The organism is Trinickia terrae (genome assembly GCF_005144415.1).
In the GTDB taxonomy this organism is placed as follows: domain Bacteria; phylum Pseudomonadota; class Gammaproteobacteria; order Burkholderiales; family Burkholderiaceae; genus Trinickia_A; species Trinickia_A terrae.
Map to the genome: position 1 here is coordinate 35,971 of NZ_SWJE01000020.1, position 21,658 is coordinate 57,628.

Below are 21,658 nucleotides of genomic sequence, written 5' to 3' on the forward strand. Positions count from 1 at the left end.
TGTCCGGTTTCGACGCTCAGGGGAGATCAATAACGACATAACCCGAATAGGTGGAGACATGAGACTTTGCACTGGCAAGGCCGCACTGAGGACGTTCGTTGCGGCATTCGCACTGGCCTTGGGCAGCGGGTTTGCCGCAACGGCCGCACAGGCCGACCCCGCGGGCCACTTCGTCCTGATCAGCCACGCTCCCGATTCCGACTCGTGGTGGAACACGATCAAGAACGCCATCAAGCAGGCCGACGAAGACTTCAACGTCCAGACCGACTACCGCAACCCGCCGAACGGCGACATCGCCGACATGGCGCGTCTCATCGAGCAAGCCGCCGCGCGCAACTACGACGGCGTCGCCGCGACGATCGCCGACTTCGACGTGCTGAAAGGCTCCATCGCCAAGGTCACCGAGAAGCACATCCCGCTCGTCACGATCAACTCCGGCACCGCCGAGCAAAGCGCGCAGCTGGGCGCGATCATGCACATCGGCCAGCCTGAATACGAGGCGGGCAAGGCGGCCGGCGAAAAGGCGAAGGCCGCCGGCATCAAGTCGTTCCTGTGCGTGAACCACTACGCCACGAACCCGGCCTCGTTCGAGCGCTGCCGCGGCTTCGGCGAAGCGCTCGGCGTCGACTACAAGGCGTCGACGCTCGACGCCGGCCAGGACCCGACCGGCATCCAGTCGAAGGTCAGCGCCTACCTGCGCAACCACCCGGATACCGGCGCCGTGCTCGCGCTGGGCCCGACCTCGGCCTCGCCGACGATCAAGGCGCTGCAGCAGATGGGCCTTGCAGGCAAGATCTGGTTCGCGACGTTCGACTTCTCCGACGACATCGCCAAGGCGATCCAGGACGGCACGATCAAGTTCGCGATCGACCAGCAGCCGTACCTGCAGGGCTACATCGCCGTCGCCGTGCTGGCGATCGCGAAGAAGGACCACACGACCGACGCGGCCAAGATCCAGGCCGCGCTGAAGGCGAATCCGAAGTTCAAGGCGCGGCTCGACGCCTACGGGCTCGCCCCGGTCTACGGCGCGCGCAACATCGGCTCCGGCCCGGGCTTCATCACGAAGGCCAATATCGACAAGGTGGTCAAGTACGCAGGACAGTACCGCTGAGCATGTGACGGAGAACCTGCCGGAGCGTGACGCCGCGTTTGCGGAAGCACGCTCCGGCAGCGCAGGAAGTTTGCCCCTCCCCTCGCAGCACTGATTTGCATTCCTACGCTTCATAGCGCCGCGCGGCATTCCAGGTCAGGGCCCGCCGCAACGCGCATCAAGGAGACTTTGATGGGTGTCGTCGATCATTTCCACCTCGGTTCGCGCAAGCACGACGCTGAACAGCCCGCTCAACCGTCCGGCGCATCGGACGAGCGTGTGCGCAAGGAGTCCTGGTTCAAGCATCTGCTCTCCCGTCCCGAGTTCGCCGCGCTGGCCGGCACCGTGATGGTGTTCATCGTGTTCGCCGTGGGCGCCGGCAATTCCGGCATGTTCAACCTCGACGGCATCATGAACTGGTCGCAGGTCGCGGCCTATCTGGGGTTGATCGCGGTCGGCGCCTGTCTCTTGATGATCGCCGGCGAGTTCGACCTCTCGATCGGCTCGATGATCGGCTTCGCCGGCATGATGGTCGCGCTGCCGACCATGTACTTCCACTGGCCGATCGAGCTTTCCATCGTGTTCGCGTTCGTCGGCTCGATGGCGCTCGGCGCGCTGAACGGCTACCTCGTGATGCGCACGCGGCTGCCGTCGTTCATCGTCACGCTCGCGTTCCTGTTCATCCTGCGCGGCTTGACGCTCGCGCTCTCGGTGATGTTCGCCGACCGCACGATCATTTCCGGCGTCGGCGACGTCGCCGCGCAAAGCGGCTTCGCCCATGCGCTGTTCCAGGGCGTCGCGTTCCACGGCCTCTTCAAGTGGCTCGGCCATGTCGGGCTCGTCAAGCTGCTCGACAACGGCGAGCCGCTCGTGCCGGGCGTGCCGAAGGTCATCGTCTGGTGGTTCGCGCTCGCAGCGGTCGGCGCGTTCACGCTCGCCAAGACCCGCTTCGGCAACTGGATCTTCGCCGTCGGCGGCGATGCGAACGCCGCGAAGAATGTCGGCGTGCCGGTGCGCCGCGTGAAGATCTCGCTGTTCGTGCTGACCGCGTTCTGCTCGTGCCTGTTCGCGGTGCTGCAAGTGTGCGACATCGGCTCGGCCGCCGCCGACCGCGGTCTGCAGAAGGAATTCGAAGCGATCATCGCGGCGGTGATCGGCGGGTCGCTGCTCACGGGCGGCTACGGCTCGGTGATCGGCGCCTCGTTCGGCGCGCTGATCTTCGGCGTCGTGCAGATCGGCATCACCTATACGAACATCGATTCGGACTGGTTCCGCGTGTTCCTCGGCGTGATGCTGCTGTTCGCCGTGCTGTTCAATCACTATGTGCGCAGCCGCGTGGCCGCTTCGCGCTGACAGGAGTTCATGATGTCCGACACTCAACAACCCGCCGACGACTACATCCTCGCGCTCGAAAACGTCAGCCGCTACTTCGGCAACGTGATCGCACTGAAAGACGTGACGCTGCGGCTGCGGCGCGGCGAGGTCCACTGCCTGCTCGGCGACAACGGCGCAGGCAAGTCGACGCTGATCAAGACGCTCGCGGGCGTGCATCCGCCGAGCGAGGGCGCCTACCTCGTCGACGGCAAGCCCGTCCACTTCGCCTCGCCGAAGGAGGCGCTCGACCTCGGCATCGCGACCGTCTACCAGGATCTGGCGCTCGTGCCGCTGCTCTCGGTCGCGCGCAACTTCTTCATGGGCCGCGAGCCGCAGAAGAAGCTCCTCGGTCTCGTCAACGTGATGGATATCGAAACGGCCGCCAAGATCGCGCGAGAGAAGCTCGCCGAAATGGGCATCAACGTGCGCGACGCGAACCAGCCGATCGGCACGATGTCGGGCGGCGAACGGCAGTGTCTCGCGATTGCCCGCGCGATCCACTTCGGCGCACGCGTGCTGATCCTCGACGAGCCGACCGCCGCGCTCGGCGTGAAGCAAAGCTTCAACGTGCTGAAGCTGATCCACAAGGCGCGCGCCAAAGGCATCTCGGTGATCTTCATCACGCACAACGTGCACCACGCCTACCCGATCGGCGACTCGTTCACGCTGCTCAACCGCGGCAAGTCGATGGGCACGTTCACGAAGGAAACCATCACCAAGGACCAGGTGCTCGACATGATGGCGGGCGGCGCGGAAATGCAGAAGATGATCAGCGAGCTCGAAGGCGCGACGATCTAGAACGCAGCACTCACGAAGCACGACCCGGACATCCAGGAAATACCATGGCACTCACCACCGACTCCACCACGCCATCGAGCCGCTTCGCGGCCGGCCGCCCCCGCGACATCATCTGCCTGGGGCGGCTCGCGGTCGACCTCTACGCGCAGCAAGTCGGCTCGCGTCTCGAAGACGTGACGAGCTTCGCCAAATACCTCGGCGGCTCGTCGGCGAACATCGCGTTCGGCTGCGCGCGGCTGGGGCTGAAATCGGCGATGCTCGCGCGCGTCGGCAACGACCACATGGGGCGCTTTCTCACCGAAACGCTCGAAAACGAAGGCTGCGACGTCAGCCATACGCGCATCGACCGCGACCGGCTGACCGCCCTCGTGCTGCTCGGTCTCGAAGACCGCGACACCTTCCCGCTCGTGTTCTATCGCGAGAACTGCGCCGACATGGCCGTCGACGAGGCGGACTTCGACGAGGCGTTCATCGCGTCGGCGAAGGCGCTCTTGATCACCGGCACGCACTTCTCGACCGAGCAGGTGAACCGCACGAGCCGCCGCGCGCTCGAGTACGCACGCCGCAACAACGTGCGCACCGTGCTCGACATCGACTACCGGCCGGTGCTCTGGGGCCTGACCGGCAAGGCCGACGGCGAGACGCGCTTCGTCGCCAACGAAGGCGTGACCGCGCACATCCAGCGCATCCTGCCGCTTTTCGATCTCGTGATCGGCACGGAAGAGGAGTTCCGCATCGCCGGCGGCAAGGACGAGCTGATCGACGCGCTCAAGATGGTGCGCGCCGTGACGAGCGCGACGCTCGTCGTCAAGCGCGGCCCGCTCGGCTGCTCGATCGTCGAGGGCGCCGTACCCGCGTCGATCGACGATGCGCCGATTCACGGCGGCGTCCAGGTCGAGGTGCTGAACGTGCTCGGCGCGGGCGATGCGTTCGCGTCCGGCTTCCTGTCGGGCTGGCTGCGCGATGCGCCGCTCGAAGCGTGCGCGCGCGCGGCCAACGCGAGCGGCGCGCTCGTCGTCTCGCGCCACGGCTGCGCGCCCGCGATGCCGACGCCCGCCGAGCTCGACTACTTTCTGAAGGCCGCGGCCGCCGATCCGGAGCGCATGCGCCGTCCCGACAAGGACGCGCAACTCGCGCGCCTGCACCGCGTGAGCCCGGCCCGCAAGCAATGGGACGAAGTGCTCGGCTTTGCCTTCGACCATCGCAACCAGTTCTTCGAGCTGGCCCAGCAGACCGGTGCGAGCGAAGCGCGCGTCGAGAAGCTGAAAAGCCTGTTTGTCGAGGCCGTCGCGCAGACGGAAGCCGCGCTCGCGCTGCAAGGCCGCACCGGCGTGCTGATCGACGACCGCTACGGCCAGGACGCGCTGAACGCCGCCACCGGCCGCGGCTGGTGGATCGGCCGCCCGGTCGAGCTGCCGGGCTCGGTGCCGCTCGAGTTCGACCATGGCCGCTCGGTCGGCACGTCGCTCGTCAGCTGGCCGCGCGAGCACGTGGTCAAGTGCCTCGTCTACTACCACCCCGACCATCCGGTCGAGCTGCGGCTCGAGCAGGAATCGCAACTGCGCGCGCTCTACGACGCGACGCAGGCGAGCGGCCACGAACTGCTGCTCGAAGTGATCCCGCCCAAGCTCGGAGATCGGCCCAACGAGCCCGATACCGTGTTCCGCGCGCTCAAGCGTCTCTACAACATCGGCATCTACCCGGAGTGGTGGAAGCTCGCGCCGCTCGACGCCGCGCAATGGCAGGCTGTCGATGCGCTGATCGCCGAGCGCGATCCGTATTGCCGCGGCGTGGTGCTGCTCGGCTTGTCGGCGCCGGCCGAGCAGTTGATCGAGGGCTTCCGGGCGGCAGCGGCGTCGGCGAGCTGCAAGGGCTTCACCGTGGGCCGCACGATCTTCCACGAGCCGAGCCGCGCGTGGCTGGCCGGCGAGATCGGCGACGCCGAAGTGATCGCGAGCGTGCGCAAGACGTTCGAGATGCTGATCGGCGCGTGGCGGGCCGCGAAAGGGAAAGGCAATGGCGCAGTGGCGCATCACGACGTACGGCAGGAGGCAGCATGAATCGACGCGCTGTGCATCATGAAGCAGCAGCAACGACCACCGCCGCTGCGGGCCAATCTGCTACGGGCGCCACGATCCGTCTGACCGCCGCGCAGGCGCTCGTGCGCTATCTCGCCGCGCAGCGCGTCGCCGCCGAGGACGGAAGCGCTCTCACCGAGCCGCTCTTCGGCGGCGTCTTCGCGATCTTCGGCCACGGCAACGTAGCCGGGATCGGCGAAGCGCTCTATCAGCACCGGCACGAGCTGCCGACCTATCGCGCCCACAACGAGCAGGCGATGGCGCACTCGGCGATCGCCTACGCGAAGGCGCATTTCCGCCGGCGGATGATGGCGGTCACGACCTCGATCGGCCCCGGCGCGACCAACCTCGTCACCGCCGCCGCGCTCGCGCACGTGAACCGCCTGCCGGTCCTGCTGCTGCCGGGCGACGTGTTCGTCTCGCGCGCGCCCGATCCGGTGCTGCAGCAGGTCGAGGATTTCCACGACGGCGGCATCTCCGCGAACGACGCGTTCAAGCCGGTGTCGCGCTACTTCGACCGCATCGTCCATCCAGCACAACTCTTGACCGCCCTGCCCCGCGCGCTGCGCGTGCTGACCGACGCCGCGCTCTGCGGCCCCGTCACGCTCGCCATGCCGCAGGACGTACAGGCGATGGCCTATGACTATCCGAGCGAGTTCTTCGAGCCGCGCGTCGTCACGTTCCATGCGGGCGCACCCGTCGAGGAAGAGCTCGACGCCGCGCTCGCGCGCCTCATGCAGGCGAAGCAGCCGATGATCGTCGCGGGCGGCGGCGTGCTCTACAGCCGCGGCGCCACGGACACCCTGCGCGCCTTCGCCGAACAGCACGGCATCCCGGTCGGCGAGACGCAAGCAGGCAAGAGCGCGCTGCCCTGGGATCATCCGTTGAATGCGGGCGCGATCGGCGTGACGGGCTCGTCGGCCGCGAACGAACTCGCGCACGAGGCGGACTGCGTGCTCGCCGTCGGCACGCGTCTGCAGGATTTCACGACCGGCTCCAACACGCTCTTCACGCAAGCGGACGTAATCGGCATCAACGCCAACGCGTTCGACGGCCTCAAGGCCCGCGCACAGATCGTGCAGGCCGACGCGCGCCGCGCCCTCGACGCGCTAGGCGCGCGCCTGGCAGACTGGAAAGCGAATGCCGACTGGACCTCGCGCGCCCAATCGCTCGCCAACGCCTGGCGCGACACGGTGACTACGCGCACGAACACCCCGCAGTCGGGCGCGCTGCCCTACGACGCCGACGTGATCGGCGCCGTCCAGCGCTCCGCGCCAGGCGCGCTCGCGCAATCGGCCGAGGGCGACATCGTCGTCTGCGCCGCCGGCACCCTGCCCGCCGAGCTGCACAAGCTGTGGCGCGCGGGCCGGCCCGGCGCATACCACGTCGAGTACGGCTACTCGTGCATGGGCTACGAGATCGCGGGCGGCCTCGGCGCGAAACTGGCGCGCCCGGAGCGCGAAGTGATCGTGATGGTCGGCGACGGCAGCTACCTGATGATGAACAGCGAGATCGCGACCTCGGTGATGCTCGGCGCAAAGCTCATCATCGTCGTGCTCGACAACCGCGGCTACGGCTGCATCAACCGCCTGCAGCAGGCCTGCGGCGGCGCACCGTTCAACAATATGTTCGACGACTGCACGCAAGGCCCGCTCGGCGCGCCGGCGATCGATTTCGCGGCGCACGCGCGCTCGCTCGGCGCGCAGGCCGAGCACGTCGCGAACGTCGCCGAGCTCGAGGCGGCGATGCGGCGCGCCCGCGCGGCCGACCGCACCTACACGATCGTGATCGACACGGACGCCGCCCGCACCACGGGCGACGGCGGCTGGTGGTGGGAGGTCGCAGTGCCGGAAGTGTCGACGCGCGAGGCGGTGCGCGCGGCGCGTAAAGCGTACGACGAGCAAGTGGCTCGACGCGCCGATTGGAACGAATTGGGAAACGGCTGACGATGCATTGAAACATCGTCGCGCCAAGCCTCGCCAATCCAATCGCAACCGCTTGGCGCAATCGTCGGAAAAATTAGAGGATCGCTCGCATGAACGCATTCGAAGTACGCATCGGCATCAATCCGTTGTCTTGGATGAACGATGACCTGCCGTCGCTCGGCGGCGAAACGCCGCTCGAAGTCGCGCTGACCGAAGGCCGCCAGATCGGCTACGCCGGCTTCGAGCTCGGCAACAAATTTCCGCGCGAGCCGCAGGCGCTGAAGACGCTGCTCGCGCAATACGACCTCGCGCTCGTCTCGGGCTGGTACTCGGGGCGCCTCGCGCGGCGCAGCGTCGAGGAGGAAATCGAGGCGGTGGGCCCGCATCTGGAGCTGCTGGCGAAAAACGGCGCGACGGTGATGGTGTACGGCGAGGTCGAAAATTCGATCCAGGGCGCGCCGCAGCCGCTCTATCAGCGCCCGCGCTTCTTCACGGATGCGCAATGGGACGCCTACGCCGAGCGCCTCGAAAAATTCGCGCGCTACACGCTTAGCCACGGCGTGCGCGTCGCCTATCATCATCACATGGGCGCCTACGTCGAGACGGCCGACGATGTCGACCGCCTGATGGCGCGCACGAGCGATGCCGTGGGCCTGCTGTTCGACGCGGGCCACATCACGTTCGCGGGCGGCGACCCGCTGGCGATGCTCGACAAGCACATCGCGCGCGTCTGCCACGTGCATTGCAAGGACGTGCGGCCGGCCGTCATCAAACTCGCGCGCAACCGCAACTGGAGCTTTCTCGACGCCGTCATCAACGGCGCCTTCACGGTGCCGGGCGACGGCACGGTGGATTTTCCGGCGATCATCGCCAGGCTGAAACGGCACGGCTATCGCGGCTGGCTCGTCGTCGAGGCCGAGCAGGATCCGGTGATCGCGCCCAGCTACGAATACGCGCAGAAGGGCTATCGGACGTTGCGCGCGCTTGTCGATGCGCCGTTCGATGCCAGCACGGAGGCAGCATGAGCTTATTGGTCAAAGCACAGCGCGAAGGTCAGACGATCGCGCGCGTCACGCCCGAAACGGCGATGTGGCGGTACGTCGGGTTCGCGGCGTACCGGCTCGGCAAGGATGAGGTCGTGTACGTCCACGAGACGGCGCGCGAGTCGTGCATCGTCGTGCTCACGGGCGCGGTGTCGATCGAGACCGCCGACGGCGCCAAATGGACGAGCCTCGGCTCGCGCGACAGCGTCTTCGAAGACAAGGCGCCCTACGCCGTCTATCTGCCGCCGAACGTGCGCACGACGGTGCGCGCGGAGCGCGACGCCGAAATCGGCGTGGCGAGCGCGCCGGCCGAAGGACGCTATCCCGTGCGGCTCATCGAGCCCTCGCAGATGAAGCGCTCGGTGCGCGGCAAGAGCCTCAATACGCGCTACGTCTGCGACATCCTTCCGCAGACCGAGCCGGCCGAGTCGCTGCTCGTCGTCGAGGTGCGCACGCCGGGCGGGCATGCGTCGAGCTATCCGCCGCACAAGCACGACACCGACAACGTCCCGCTCGAGAGTTCGCTCGAAGAGACGTACTACCACCGCCTCGACCCGCCGCAGGGGTTCGCATTCCAGCGCGTCTACACGGACTTGCGGGACATCGACGAGTCGATGGCCGTCGAGGATCACGACGTCGTGATGGTGCCGCGCGGCTATCACCCGGTGGTCGTGCCCTATGGCTACGATTCCTATTACCTGAACGTGATGGCGGGCCGCGAGCGGGTCTGGCACTTCAAGAACGATCCGGCGCACGAGTGGATCATCGAGAAACCCGCCACCTGAAAAGCGCATTCCGCGCGGAGTTCGCGCGGAACGTCGAGCAAACGCTCGAACGCTGCCGGCGAGATTCGTTGCCGCGCCTGCTCGCAGTGCTGAAGTAGGCGGAGCGCCGCCCGGACGGACTCAGCCGACAGCCAGCCAGGTCTCGATGATCGCGGGGTCGAGCGCGTCGAAGCGCCCCTCGCAGACGATGCGCCCGCCGCCGATCACCGCCGCGCGCGTCGCCAATTCGCGCGCGAACTGCATCCGCTGCTCGATGAGCAGGATCGCCACGCCTTCTTCGCTCAACCGCCGCAGGCACGCGCCGACGCGCTCGGCCGCTTGCGGCGCGAGCCCTTCGGCCGGCTCGTCGACGATCAATAGCGCTGGCTCCCCCATCAACGCGCGCGCGAGCGCGAGCATCTGCTGCTCGCCGCCCGACAGCGTCCCGGCGCGCGCCGAGCGGCGCTCCGCCAGGATCGGGAAGAGCGCGAACGCGTCGGCGGCGCCGAAGCGGCGCCTCGTCCGGCTCGTGCCCGGCATCACGCCGAGCTGCAGGTTCTCGTCGACGGTGAGCGCGGGAAACACGTCGCGCTGCTCGGCCACATAGCCGATGCCGAGGCGCGCAATGTCGAACGTGCGCATGCCGGCGATCTCGCGCCCCTTGAAGCGGATCGTCCCGCTGGCGCGAACCAGTCCGACGATCGATTTCGCGAGCGTCGAGCGGCCCGAGGCGTTGCGTCCGGCGAGCGCGACGACATCGCCCGCGTCCACCTTCAAGTCGATGCCGTGCAATACCCGGGTCGCGCCATACCCCGCGCATAGATTCCGGATTTCCAGCAGAGCGTTCATCGAAGCGTCTCCGGTCCGAGATACGCGGCGCGCACGGCCGAATTCGCGCGAATGGCGTCCGGCGTGCCGGTCGCGATGATCCTCCCGCCCACGAGCACCGAAATGCGGTCGGCGAGGCCGAAGACGGCGTCCATGTCGTGCTCCACCATCACGACCGTCTTGCCGGCCGTCGCCACGCGGATCAGCGCCAGCGCCTCGCGCGCCTCGTCGCGGCTCATGCCGGCGGTCGGCTCGTCGAGCAGCAGCGTGTGCGCGCCGCTCGCGAGCGCCATGCCGAGATCGAGGGCGCGCTGCTGCGCGTAGCTCAGCGCGCCCGCGAGCGTGTCCCCGCAAGCGGCCAGCCCGACGGCCTCGAGCACGCTGCGGGCCCGCTCGTCCACGGCGCGCGAGCCAAGCAGCAGATGGCGCCAGCGCGCGCCTCTCGGCTCGGCGCTCAGCGCGGCGCAGCGCAGGTTGTCGCAGGCGTTCAGACGCGGGAACACGCTCGTCGTCTGGAAACTTCGCGCGAGACCGAGACGGCTGATGGCGTAGGGCGCGCGGCCGGTGATGTCGCGGCCGTTCAGCGCGATGCGCCCGGCGCTGGGCGCGAGCGCCCCCGCGATCAATTGGAACAGCGTCGACTTGCCCGCCCCGTTGGGGCCGATCAGCGCGTGGCGCTCGCCGGCCTCGATCGCAAGATCGACGCCGCACACCACTTGCGTCGCACCGAAGCGCTTCTCGACGCCCTGCAAGACGAGCGCGTGCGTCATCGCCCGGCCTCGCGGTCGGCGGATCGACGCGGGTCATCGGTGGTGCTGACGCAAACGTCGTTGCCTGCGACTCGCGGGTGCGCAGCGGTGCGCCGCGCGAGCCACGCGGCGAGCCCCCCCGCCGCGGCCATCGTGAGCACCGCCGCCCAGACGGCCGGCGAGTCCGCCTGCAACGTCAGCATGCCGAAGCGAAACACGCCGCCCGTGTCGGCCGCGAACTGCCGCGCGTAGATCGCCTCGACCGCCAATACCAGCGCCGCCACCCACGCCAGCGCCGCCGCGGCCCGCCAGCGCCATTCGCGCAGGCACGCGCGCCAGCCGATGTCTTCGAGCCGCGCGGCGCACCGCGCCGTCAAGCCGGCAAGCCCGTCCGGCGCCGCCATCACCACGGCGGCGAACAACAGCCCGAGATAGAGCTGCCACGCCCGCGTGACGCTCGCGATCGCGACGCTGAAGAACGTGAGCGTCACGGCGCCGAGCACCGGTCCGAAAAACGCGCCGCTGCCGCCGATCACCGTCGCGATCAGCACCGCCCCCGAGCGCGCCATGCCGACGCCTTCCGCCGACGCCAACTCGATATTGACGAGCCCGAGCGAACCCGCCACGCCCGCAAAAAACGCCGACAGCACGACCATCGCGTAGCGGATGCGGCGCGGATCGGCGCCGAGCGCGGCGACCCGCACCGGGTTGTCGCGCACCGCATTCGCGAGCCGCGCGAGCGGCGTGCGCGACAGCGCGAACATGGCGGCGCTCGCGAGCACGCACCAGAGCGCGATGACCCCATACGCCTCGCTTGCGGGTCCGAAGCTCCACGCGCCCCAGTGCATGCCGGCCGCGCGGTCGATCGGCACGCCCGCTTCGCCGCCGAACCAGTCGGGCAGCGTCCAGGCGGCCGCGGCGGCGAGCTCGCCGATGCCGAGCGTGATCATCGCGAACGCGGTGCCGGCGCGCCGCGTCGCCACAAAGCCGAACACGACGCCCAAGAGAGCGCCCGCCGCCCCGCCGACGAGCGGCAGAAACGGCAGAAGCGGCAGCGCCATGCCGAAGCGATTGAAGATCTGCGCGGCGGCGAACGCCGCGAGCCCAGCGAACGCCGCGTGTCCGAACGACAGCAGGCCCGTCTGGCCGAGCAGCAGGTTGTACGAAAGCGCGAAGACGATCATCGTCGCGGTCTGCGCGAGAAACGCGAGCAGCCAGCTTGCGTGGGAGACGAGCGCCGGCACGCCGAGCAACGCCACGAGCGCGAGCCAGGGCAGCGCGCCGCGCCCGCGCGAGAGCCGTAGCGGCGCGGCGAAGGCGGCAACGGCGCGGCGTTTTCGCGCCCTCTCTTTCCGCGCGCTACGCATCGTCGCCGCGCTGCCCGAAAAGCCCGCGCGGACGCACGGCCAGCATCGCGACGAGGAGCCCGTACGGCACGAGCGGCGCAAGCTGGGCCAGCGTGAGCCTGGCCCATTCCTGCGGCAACGAAGCCCCCGCGAACCCGGCCAGCGTCCCGAACGACGCGCTGCTGCCCACCGCGAACGTCTGCAGGCACCCGACCAGGAGCGACGCCGCGAGCGCCCCGCCCAGCGACCCCAAGCCGCCGATCACCACGACGACGAACGCCACCGACCCCATCGATTCGGCCATGGCCGGCTCGATGACGAAGAGCGGCGCTCCGATCACGCCCGCCGCGGCGGCGAGCGCGGTGCCGACGGCGAAGACCAGCGTAAACACGCGCGGCACGTTGTGGCCGAGCGCTTCGACGGCATGCGGATGCGTCAGCGCCGCCCGCACGACGAGCCCGGTCTTCGAAACGCGCAGCACGGCATAGAGCACGGCCAGCATCGCCAATGAGACGGTCATCATGAACGCGCGGTAGCGCGAAACCGCAACGCCGTACACGGTGAAGAGGGTTCCGTCGAGCACCGCGGGCACGCACGCCGACAGCGCGCCCAAGCCCCACACGAGCTTGACGGCCTCGGCCAGCAAATACGCGACGCCAAAGGTCAGCAGCAATTCATGCAACGGCCCGTGCGGGCGCACGCGCCGCAACAGCCACCGCTCGAGCGCCGCGCCGGCGAGCCCGACGACGAGCGGCGCCACGGCGAGCGCCGCCCAGAACCCCGCATGCGCCGCAACCGAATAGCCGACATAGGCGCCGAGCATATAGAAGCTCGCATGGGCGAAGTTCAGCACGCCGAGCATGCTGAAGATCAGCGTGAGCCCCGCCGCCAGCATGAAGAGCAGCAATCCGTAGCTGACGCCGTTCAGCGCGCCGATCACCAGCGACTGCACGTCCTAGCGCTCCAGCGCGGGCGTGTCCGGCGACGCGGCCAGCGGCTCCAGCGCGGTGCGCAGCGCAGCCGGCAACGCCGCGGGCCGCCGCGAGACCCGGTCGACATACACGTGCACGAAATGCCCCTGCGCGCACGCCTCGCCGCCGCCCTCCTTGAAGAGCCCCACTTCGTAGCGCACGCTCGACGACCCGAGCCGCGCGACGCGCAACCCTGCCTCGACGCGGTCCGGAAACACGAGCGGCGCAAAGTAATTGCACTGCGTCTCGACGACGAGCCCGATCGTCTCGCCCGCCTCGAAATCGAGCACGCCGGCGCGAATCAGGTACTCGTTCACGACCGTATCGAAGTAGCTGTAATAGACGACATTGTTCACGTGCCCGTATACGTCGTTGTCCATCCAGCGTGTCGGGATCGTCAGGAAGTGGGGATAGGCGGAACGCGGCGCCGCAGCGGGTTTGGTCATGGCTTCGTGTGCCGGGATGGGTTCGTCGAGCTTTCTCGGGTTCAGCGCTCAAAGCGATTCGGTCAGCATGCGCCGGTAGTCCTCAGCGCTCGCCTCGCGCGGATTGGTCTTGTGGCAATGGTCGACGAGCGCGCCTCGAATAACCTTGTCGAACACGCTCGCATCGACGCCCATCTGCGCGAGCCCGGTCGGCAGCTTGAGACGCGCGGTCATGTCGAAGAGCGCCTGCGGCAGGTCCGCATGGGCGTCGAGCCCCATCACGCGGCGCATGCGCGCATAGCGGCGCTCCGCCACCACCGATTCCGCCGTCGCGTTGAAGCGCAGCACGGCCGGCAGCACGACCGCATTGAGCGTGCCGTGATGGAGCGAGGTGCGGCCGTTCACCTCGACGCCGCCCAGCGGATGCGACAGCGAATGCACGCAGCCGAGCCCCTTCTGGAACGCCATCGCCCCCTGCATCGACGCGCTCATCATGTTCAGGCGCGCCGCGCGGTCGCCGCCGTCGTGCGTCGCGCGCTCGATATGCGCCCAGGCGCGCTCGAGCCCGTCGAGCGCGATGCCGTCGGCGGGCGGATTGAAGGCCGGCGAGAGAAACGTCTCGATGCAATGCGCGATCGCGTCCATGCCCGTGGCGGCAGTCAACATCGGCGGCAAGCCAAGCGTCAGGCCTGGATCGCAGATCGCCGACTTCGGCAGCAAGTGCCACGAATGGAAGCCGAGCTTGCGGCCGTCGTTCAAGATGATGATCGCGCCGCGCGCCACTTCGCTGCCGGTGCCCGCCGTAGTCGGAATCGCGATCAGCGGCGCGGCGGCTTCGGTGATCCGGCCGCTGCCGCCCTCGATCGTCGCGTAGCGGGTCAGGCCGCCTTCGTGCGTCGCCGCGATCGCGACGCCCTTCGCGAGATCGATCGACGACCCGCCGCCGACCGCGATCAGCCCGTCGCAGCCCTCGTCGCGATAGCGGGCGGCAGCCGCGAGCACCATCGCCTCGGTGGGGTTCGAAGGCGTGTCGTCGAAAACGGGCGCCGTGCCGAGCTTCGACGCATCGAGCGCGCGCTCGACGAGCCCGGCCGCGGCGACGCCCTTGTCGGTCACGACGAGCGGCCGCTTGATGCCGGCGCGCGCGCATTCCGCGTCGAGCATGGCGAGCGCGTCGTAGCCGAGATGGATGTGGGTCAGGTAGTAGATGTAAGCCATGGCGAGTCTGCCCTCCTCCTCGTGATGCCGATGCCGGCCCGCACGATGCCGACGCAGCCGGCTGCTGCCTGCGCCGCGCTACTGCCCGGGCCTTTCGACGAATTCGAACGGCAAGCCGCGGCGGCGCATCCATTCGCCGAGCGCCTGCCCGGTGCCCGCCCGCCACGGACGCAGCTTTGCCGGTTCGACCAGCCGATATTCGAGCAACTCGGGCGACAGCGCAATCGTCCCATGCGCACGCACGTGATACGCGATGATCAGCTCGTTCTTCCTGATGAATTCATAGACACCGATCAGCTCCGTGGTCTCGACATGCAGCGACGTTTCTTCGAGCACTTCGCGCGCGATGCCTTCCTCGGGCGTCTCGCCGTTCTCGAGGAAGCCGGTGATCAAGGCGAACACGCCTTCGGTCCAGGCAGCATTGCGTGCGAGCAGGATCTTGCCTTCGTATTCGACGATCGCGGCCACGACCGGCACCGGATTGTTCCAGTGAACAAAGCCGCAGGTATCGTCGGAACATGCCTGCCGCGGCCGGCCACCGTCCGTGTCGACATCGGCACGGACGATCAAGGGCTTGGCGCAGCGCGGACAGAATTGGTAATCGGTCATGGGCGGATGGTGGGTAAGGCGATCGGGTACGCAGGCGGGCCTGGCGATGCGTATCGGCGCAGGCGAGCCTATCGGCCAGTCAGCCAGCGCCGGCGAGCGAACATTCTAGCGGCTTTATGTCGCATACGCCGCTGGCGCCGTAGGCGCATAAAAAAGCCGCGAGCATCGATGCCCGCGGCTTATTTACTGCGTCTGCGGCGGGCTGCTCACGCAACCCGCGATGCTGTTCGCCGCTTTACAGCTGCGCAGCCACCCAGCCCTGCACGCCGGCGAGCGCCTTCGGCAGATTCGCGGGCTCGGTGCCGCCGGCCTGCGCCATGTCCGGCCGGCCACCGCCCTTGCCGCCCACTTGCTGCGCGACGAAGTTGACGAGCTCGCCCGCCTTTACCTTCTTGCTCGCATCGGGTGTCACGCCGGCGATCAGGCTGACCTTGCCGCCTTCCACCGACGCCAGCACGATCGCCGCATGCTTGAGCTTGTCCTTGAGCTTGTCGACAGTTTCGCGCAGCGTCTTCACGTCCGCGCCTTCGAGCGTCGCCGCGAGCACCTGCACACCGGCCACCTCGATTGCCTGGCCGGCGAGCTCGTCGCCCTGGCTCGACGCAAGCTTCGACTTCAGCGCGCCCAGCTCCTTCTCGAGCGACTTCACCTGATCCTGCACCTGCGCGATGCGCTGCGTGAGCTCGGCCGGCTGTGCCTTGAGCGCCGCCGCTGCCGCATTGATGCGCGCGTCGAGCTCCTGGACATAGCGCACCGCGTTGTCGCCGGTGATCGCCTCGACGCGGCGGATGCCGGCCGCGACGCCGCCTTCCATCACGATCTTGAAGAGGCCGATGTCGCCGCTGCGGTGCACGTGCGTGCCGCCGCACAGCTCGCGCGAGAAGCCCAGATCGAGCACGCGCACCTCATCGCCGTACTTCTCGCCGAAGAGCGCCATCGCGCCGCCCTTCACCGCTTCGTCGAACGGCATCACGCGCACGATGCCCGGCGCGTTCGCGAGCACTTCCTGGTTGACGATCGCTTCGACGCGGCGGATTTCGTCGTCCGTCATCGGCGCGTTGTGCGCGAAGTCGAAGCGGGTCTTGTCGGCGTCGACGAGCGAGCCCTTCTGCTGCACGTGCGAGCCGAGCACTTCGCGCAGCGCCTTGTGCATCAGGTGAGTGGCCGAGTGGTTGCGCGCCGTGCGGGCACGGCGGATCGCGTCGATCTCCGCCTTCACGACGTCGCCGACCTTGAGCGTGCCCTGCTCGAGCGTGCCGTGATGGCCGATCACGTCGGCCTGGACCTTCAGCGTATCGGCGACCGCAAAACGCAGGCTCGCGTTGCCGATCACGCCCTGGTCGCCGACCTGGCCGCCCGATTCCGCATAGAACGGCGTGTGATCGAGCACGACCACCGCCTGCTGGCCCTTCGCGACCTCATTGACGGCCGAGCCGTCGACGTAGAGCGCGACCACTTTCGCGTCGTCGAAGATCTGCTCTTCGTAGCCGTGGAACGTGGTCTTCGCGCCCGAATATTCGAGGCCCTGCGCCATCTTGAACTTGCCGGCCGCGCGCGCCTGCTCGCGCTGGCGCGACATCGCCTCGTCGAACGCAGGCTCGTCGACGCTCATGCCGCGCTCGCGGCAGACGTCCGCAGTCAGATCGAGCGGGAAGCCGTAGGTGTCGTGCAGCTTGAACGCGATTTCGCCGTCGAGCGTCTTGCCGCCCTTCGATTCCAGATCGGCCAGCGCCGCATCCAGGATCGACATGCCGTGCTCGATCGTCTCGAAGAAGCGTTCTTCTTCCTGGCGCAGCACATCGGTCACGCGCTGCTCGGCGTCCCCGAGCTCGGCGTACGCGCCACCCATCTGCTCGACGAGGTCTGCCACGAGCTTGTGGAAGAACGCGCTCTTGCTGCCAAGCTTGTAGCCGTGGCGGATCGCGCGGCGCACGATCCGGCGCAGCACGTAGCCGCGCCCTTCGTTGCCGGGAATCACGCCGTCGACGATCAGGAACGAGCAGGCGCGGATGTGATCGGCGATCACCTTCAGCGAATTGTTCGACAGGTCGGCGACGCCCGTTTCGCGCCCGGCCGCCTTGATGAGCGCCTGGAACAGGTCGATTTCATAGTTGCTGTGCACGTGCTGGAGCACGGCGGCGATCCGCTCGAGGCCCATGCCGGTGTCGACGCACTGCTTCGGCAGCGGCGTCATGTTGCCCTGCGCGTCGCGATTGAACTGCATGAACACGAGGTTCCAGATCTCGATGTAGCGGTCGCCGTCCTCTTCGGGCGATCCCGGCGGACCGCCCCAGACGTCCGGGCCGTGATCGTAGAAGATTTCCGAGCACGGGCCGCACGGGCCGGTGTCGGCCATCTGCCAGAAGTTGTCGGACGCGTAGCGCGCGCCCTTGTTGTCGCCGATGCGGATGATGCGCTCGGCGCGCACGCCGACTTCCTTCGCCCAGATGTCGTAGGCCTCGTCGTCTTCCTTGTAGATCGTGACCCAGAGCTTGTCCTTCGGCAGCTGGTAGACGGCGGTCAGCAGCTCCCATGCGTAGTGGATCGCGTCGCGCTTGAAGTAGTCGCCGAACGAGAAGTTGCCGAGCATCTCGAAGAACGTGTGGTGGCGCGCCGTGTAGCCGACGTTCTCGAGGTCGTTGTGCTTGCCGCCCGCGCGCACGCTGCGCTGCGCGGTCGTGGCGCGCGAGTACGGACGCGATTCGGCGCCGAGGAAGACGTCCTTGAACTGCACCATCCCCGAATTGGTGAAGAGCAGCGTCGGGTCGTTGCCGGGCACGAGGCTCGACGAACGGACGATCATATGGCCCTTCGATTCGAAGAACTTGAGGAATTTCTCGCGGATTTCGGCGGCTTTCATAAGCGTGCTGGAGACGTTTTGGCTGGATCTGGCGCCGCCGCCCCGATCAGCTCGGGTCAAGCGGGCGGGCCCATGGTTATTGGCTTAAACGATTGATTATACGGGATTGCCGCAGGTGCGCCGCGCCCCGGTCAATCCAGCAGCGAAGCCAGCAAACGCCGTCCTTCTTCCCAATCGCCCAGCCCGCTTTCGGCGTTGATATGGCCGCGCGGACCAATGTTCACGAAGCGGCTGCCCCACGCGCCGGCGCAGCGCTGCGCGAATTCGATGCGGCAGTATGGGTCGTCGGTGCTGGCGACGACGATCGTCGGGAACGGCAGCGGCACGAGCGGCACATTCGCGAAACCGTGCGCTTCGCTCGGAAACGAGACGCTCGCCGGATCGGGCACCGCGACGAACAGCGCGCCGGCGATCTTGGCGAGCTGATCGGGCGTCGCACAATGCGCCGCCCAAAACACCGTGGTCAAACAGCCGAGGCTATGCGCCGCGATCAGGATCGGATCTTCTTCCGCGGCGTCGACCACCACGTCGAGCGTGTCGCACCAGGCCTCGCAAACCGCATTGTCCCAATCGGGCATCGACACCCGCACGAACATCGGGTCGGCGTCTTCCCAGCGGCTTTGCCAGTGATCGGGTCCCGAATTGGCGTACCCCGGCAGCACGCACACTCGTCTTGTATCCATTTTGTGTTATCCCTGATTCCTTGCCGGTAGAGCCCGCCATCTTGCCGAACGCGAACCGTTCACGCAAGGCGCGCGACGACGCGGCCCGCCCGCGCAAGCGCCAGGGCGCGCCCGCGCGCGGCCGCTCAGGTAGAATTGGCGGATCAAGCGGGCGCAATGGCGCGTCCATTTAGCCGACTCTCTCCTTCTCGCATGAACACCGAACGCAACGACGCACCGGCGGCATCCAATTTCATCCGCAACATCATCGACGACGACAACCGCACCGGCAAATGGGGCGGCCGCGTGGAAACGCGCTTCCCGCCCGAGCCGAACGGCTATCTGCATATCGGTCACGCGAAAAGCATCTGCCTGAATTTCGGCGTCGCGCGCGATTACGGCGGCGTGTGCCACCTGCGCTTCGATGACACCAATCCAGAAAAGGAAAGCGTCGAGTACGTCGATTCGATCGTCGACGCCGTGCGCTGGCTCGGCTTCGATTGGAACAAGGATGGCGCCGAGCACCGCTACTACGCGAGCGACTATTACGACAAGCTCTACCAGTTCGCCGAGCTCCTGATCGAGCGCGGCCGCGCCTACGTCGACAGCCAATCGGCCGAGGAGATGCGCGCGAACCGCGGCTCGCTGACCGAGCCGGGCAAGCACTCGCCCTGCCGCGACCGCTCGCCCGAAGAAAACCTCGACCTGTTCCGCCGCATGAAGGCCGGCGAGTTCAAGGAAGGCGAGCACGTGCTGCGCGCAAAGATCGACATGGCTTCGCCGAACATCAACATGCGCGATCCGGTGATCTACCGGATCCGCTTCGCGCATCACTACCGCACCGGCGACCAATGGTGCGTGTACCCGATGTACGACTACACGCACTGCATCTCGGATGCGCTCGAAAACATCACGCATTCGCTGTGCACGCTCGAATTCGAAGACCACCGGCCGCTCTACGACTGGATCCTCGACGAGCTCGCCGACGCCGGCGTCTTCACGCGGCCGCTGCCGCAGCAAATCGAGTTCTCGCGGCTGAACCTCACCTATGCGATCACGAGCAAGCGCAAGCTGCTGCAGCTCGTCACCGAAGGGCACGTCGACGGCTGGGACGACCCGCGCATGCCGACCATCGTCGGCGTGCGCCGGCGCGGCTTCACGCCGGACGGCATCAAGCTCTTCTGCGAGCGCATCGGCGTGACCAAGGTGGATTCCTGGATCGACATGAGCGTGTTCGAAGGCGCGCTGCGCGACGATCTCGACGACAAGGCGCCGCGTACAGCCGCCGTGCTCGACCCGCTCAAGCTCATCATCGACAACTACCCGGCCGATCTCACCGAGGAATGCTGCGCGCCGGTGCACCCGCACCATCCGGAGCACGGCGTGCGCACGTTCCCGATTTCGCGCGAGCTGTGGATCGAGCGCGAGGACTATAGCGAAACGCCGCCGAAGGGCTATTTCCGCCTCTTCCCGGGCAACAAGGTGCGACTGCGCTATGGCTACGTGATCGAATGCACGGGCGCGGACAAGGACGAGAACGGCAACGTGACCGCCGTCCACTGCAACTACTACCCGGACAGCAAGTCGGGCACGGAAGGCGCGAACAACTACAAGGTGAAGGGCAACATCCACTGGGTCAGCGCGGCGCATGCGGTCCCGGCCGAAGTTCGCATCTACGACCGGCTCTTCAAGGAAGCCCAGCCCGACGCGGGCGGCCGCGACTTCCTCGAAGCGCTGAATCCGGATTCGAAGCGCGTCGTCAGCGCCTACCTCGAACCGGGCGCCGGCAACGCCGAGCCCGAAGAGCGCTTCCAGTTCGAGCGGCACGGCTACTTCGTCGCCGACCGCTACGACTCGAAGCCGGGCAAGCCGGTGTTCAACCGGATCGTCGGTTTGCGCGACACTTGGGGCAAACCGGCCTGATCTCGCCTTTGCTCGTCGTTGCTGCCGTTGCATTAAGCAATTCGAAACTTGTCGAGTGGTTCACGCAGAGAGGACCGATGAAGCTTGCCGCTCGATTCACGCCGCTCGCAGGCGCGGCGGCGATGCTGCTCGCATTCGCCGCGCCAGCCGCCCAAGCCCAGGGCGGCGATCCCGAAGGCACGCTCAAGAAAATTCGCGACGACGGCGCGATCTCCCTGGGCGTTCATGAATCGTCGGTGCCGTTCGCCTATGCGGACAGCGCCGGCCACACGACCGGCTACTCATACGCGATCGCGCTGCTGATCGTCGACGAGATCAAGCGCGAGCTGAACCTCCCGGGCCTCGTCGTGCGCGAGGTGCCGATCACGCCGCAAAACCGCATTCCGCTGATGACGAGCAGTCAGATCGATCTCGAATGCGGCTCCACGACGCATACGCATGCGCGCGACGATCAGGTCGCGTTCTCCGACAGCTTCTTTCAATACGCGGTACGCATGCTCGTCAAGAAGACGTCGGGGATCGCGGACTATCGCGATCTCGCGGGCAAGCCGGTCGTTACGACGGCGGGCTCGTCCGACGAGCGCCTGCTGCGCAAGCTCGATAGCGACCAGCACCTGAACATGCGCATCATGAGCGTGAGGGATCATCCCGAAGCGTTCGAAGCACTGCGCACCGACCGCGCGGTCGCGTATGTGATGGACGAACCGCTGCTCTATGGGAACAAAGCCGAGGCGGCGCGTCCGGGCGACTATGCGATCGTCGGCCCGCCGCTGCGCCACGAGGTCTATGCGTGCATGCTCAGGAAAGGAGATGCGCCGTTCAAGAAGCTCGTGGACCGCGTGATCGACCGCCTCGAAACGTCCGGCGAGGCGCAAAAGCTCTACGACATGTGGTTCACGCAGCCGATCCCGCCGCGCGGGCTCAATCTCGATTATCCGATCCCGGATGAGATGAAGGCGCTGTTCGCGCATCCGAACGACAAGCCGCTCGACTGA

Annotated in this window: 18 protein-coding genes; 9 read left to right on the top strand and 9 right to left on the bottom strand. The window is 67.5% G+C overall.

What is annotated here, in order from left to right; all coding sequences use genetic code 11:
- Positions 1 to 58: 58 nt before the first annotated feature.
- The 7 genes from FAZ69_RS28975 (at position 59) to iolB (ending at position 9,093) form a co-directional block, all read left to right on the top strand.
- Positions 59 to 1,111 carry a sugar ABC transporter substrate-binding protein gene (locus FAZ69_RS28975; RefSeq protein ID WP_136898530.1) on the top strand — a complete coding sequence of 351 codons (1,053 nt, stop codon included), beginning with the start codon at positions 59 to 61 and terminating at the stop codon, positions 1,109 to 1,111.
- Positions 1,112 to 1,282: 171 nt separating this feature from the next.
- Positions 1,283 to 2,443, top strand: a complete 1,161-nt coding sequence (locus FAZ69_RS28980; RefSeq protein ID WP_136898531.1) for an ABC transporter permease — start codon at positions 1,283 to 1,285, stop codon at positions 2,441 to 2,443.
- Positions 2,444 to 2,455: 12 nt separating this feature from the next.
- The gene (locus tag FAZ69_RS28985; RefSeq protein WP_136898532.1) at positions 2,456 to 3,262 is read left to right on the top strand and encodes an ATP-binding cassette domain-containing protein; all 807 of its coding nucleotides are present in this window, start codon (positions 2,456 to 2,458) and stop codon (positions 3,260 to 3,262) included.
- A 44-nt stretch (positions 3,263 to 3,306) separates the two neighbouring features.
- Positions 3,307 to 5,322, top strand: coding sequence for a bifunctional 5-dehydro-2-deoxygluconokinase/5-dehydro-2-deoxyphosphogluconate aldolase (locus tag FAZ69_RS28990; RefSeq protein WP_136898533.1), 2,016 nt, complete (start codon positions 3,307 to 3,309; stop codon positions 5,320 to 5,322).
- Positions 5,319 to 7,286, top strand: a complete 1,968-nt coding sequence (gene iolD / locus FAZ69_RS28995) for a 3D-(3,5/4)-trihydroxycyclohexane-1,2-dione acylhydrolase (decyclizing) (protein ID WP_136898534.1) — start codon at positions 5,319 to 5,321, stop codon at positions 7,284 to 7,286. The genes FAZ69_RS28990 and iolD overlap by 4 nt, the downstream gene beginning before the upstream one ends.
- Positions 7,287 to 7,375: 89 nt before the next feature.
- Entirely contained in the window at positions 7,376 to 8,290 is a 915-nt protein-coding gene (gene iolE, locus FAZ69_RS29000) for a myo-inosose-2 dehydratase (RefSeq protein WP_136898535.1), read from the top strand.
- A complete protein-coding gene (iolB, locus tag FAZ69_RS29005) occupies positions 8,287 to 9,093 on the top strand; it encodes a 5-deoxy-glucuronate isomerase (protein ID WP_136898536.1) in 807 nt (268 codons plus the stop codon). The genes iolE and iolB overlap by 4 nt, the downstream gene beginning before the upstream one ends.
- A 120-nt stretch (positions 9,094 to 9,213) precedes the next feature.
- Here the strand turns inward: iolB and FAZ69_RS29010 are convergent, their stop codons facing one another.
- The 9 genes from FAZ69_RS29010 to FAZ69_RS29050 form a co-directional block, all read right to left on the bottom strand.
- Positions 9,214 to 9,921, bottom strand: a complete 708-nt coding sequence (locus FAZ69_RS29010; protein WP_136898537.1) for an ABC transporter ATP-binding protein — start codon at positions 9,919 to 9,921, stop codon at positions 9,214 to 9,216.
- Entirely contained in the window at positions 9,918 to 10,670 is a 753-nt protein-coding gene (locus FAZ69_RS29015) for an ABC transporter ATP-binding protein (RefSeq protein WP_136898538.1), read from the bottom strand. Before FAZ69_RS29015 ends, FAZ69_RS29010 begins: the two co-directional genes overlap by 4 nt.
- Positions 10,667 to 12,016 (bottom strand): branched-chain amino acid ABC transporter permease, encoded by a 1,350-nt coding sequence (locus FAZ69_RS29020; protein ID WP_136898539.1) that lies wholly within the window; start codon positions 12,014 to 12,016, stop codon positions 10,667 to 10,669. Before FAZ69_RS29020 ends, FAZ69_RS29015 begins: the two co-directional genes overlap by 4 nt.
- The gene (locus FAZ69_RS29025) at positions 12,009 to 12,947 is read right to left on the bottom strand and encodes a branched-chain amino acid ABC transporter permease (RefSeq protein WP_136898540.1); all 939 of its coding nucleotides are present in this window, start codon (positions 12,945 to 12,947) and stop codon (positions 12,009 to 12,011) included. The genes FAZ69_RS29020 and FAZ69_RS29025 overlap by 8 nt, the downstream gene beginning before the upstream one ends.
- Before the next feature lie 3 nt (positions 12,948 to 12,950).
- Positions 12,951 to 13,412 (bottom strand): acyl-CoA thioesterase, encoded by a 462-nt coding sequence (locus FAZ69_RS29030; RefSeq protein WP_136898541.1) that lies wholly within the window; start codon positions 13,410 to 13,412, stop codon positions 12,951 to 12,953.
- 48 nt (positions 13,413 to 13,460) lie between these two features.
- On the bottom strand, positions 13,461 to 14,609 hold the full coding sequence (gbd, locus tag FAZ69_RS29035) for a 4-hydroxybutyrate dehydrogenase (protein ID WP_136898542.1): 1,149 nt from the start codon (positions 14,607 to 14,609) through the stop codon (positions 13,461 to 13,463).
- A gap of 78 nt (positions 14,610 to 14,687) precedes the next feature.
- On the bottom strand, positions 14,688 to 15,218 hold the full coding sequence (locus FAZ69_RS29040) for an NUDIX domain-containing protein (protein ID WP_136898543.1): 531 nt from the start codon (positions 15,216 to 15,218) through the stop codon (positions 14,688 to 14,690).
- A 235-nt stretch (positions 15,219 to 15,453) separates the two neighbouring features.
- Positions 15,454 to 18,078, bottom strand: a complete 2,625-nt coding sequence (gene alaS / locus FAZ69_RS29045) for an alanine--tRNA ligase (protein WP_136898544.1) — start codon at positions 18,076 to 18,078, stop codon at positions 15,454 to 15,456.
- Between the two features lie 131 nt (positions 18,079 to 18,209).
- Positions 18,210 to 18,761 (bottom strand): RBBP9/YdeN family alpha/beta hydrolase, encoded by a 552-nt coding sequence (locus tag FAZ69_RS29050; RefSeq protein ID WP_136898545.1) that lies wholly within the window; start codon positions 18,759 to 18,761, stop codon positions 18,210 to 18,212.
- Positions 18,762 to 18,953: 192 nt separating this feature from the next.
- On the opposite strand from FAZ69_RS29050, the gene FAZ69_RS29055 reads away from it, so the two are divergent.
- On the top strand, positions 18,954 to 20,663 hold the full coding sequence (locus FAZ69_RS29055) for a glutamine--tRNA ligase/YqeY domain fusion protein (RefSeq protein WP_136898546.1): 1,710 nt from the start codon (positions 18,954 to 18,956) through the stop codon (positions 20,661 to 20,663).
- A gap of 77 nt (positions 20,664 to 20,740) precedes the next feature.
- Positions 20,741 to 21,658 (top strand): transporter substrate-binding domain-containing protein, encoded by a 918-nt coding sequence (locus tag FAZ69_RS29060; RefSeq protein ID WP_136898547.1) that lies wholly within the window; start codon positions 20,741 to 20,743, stop codon positions 21,656 to 21,658.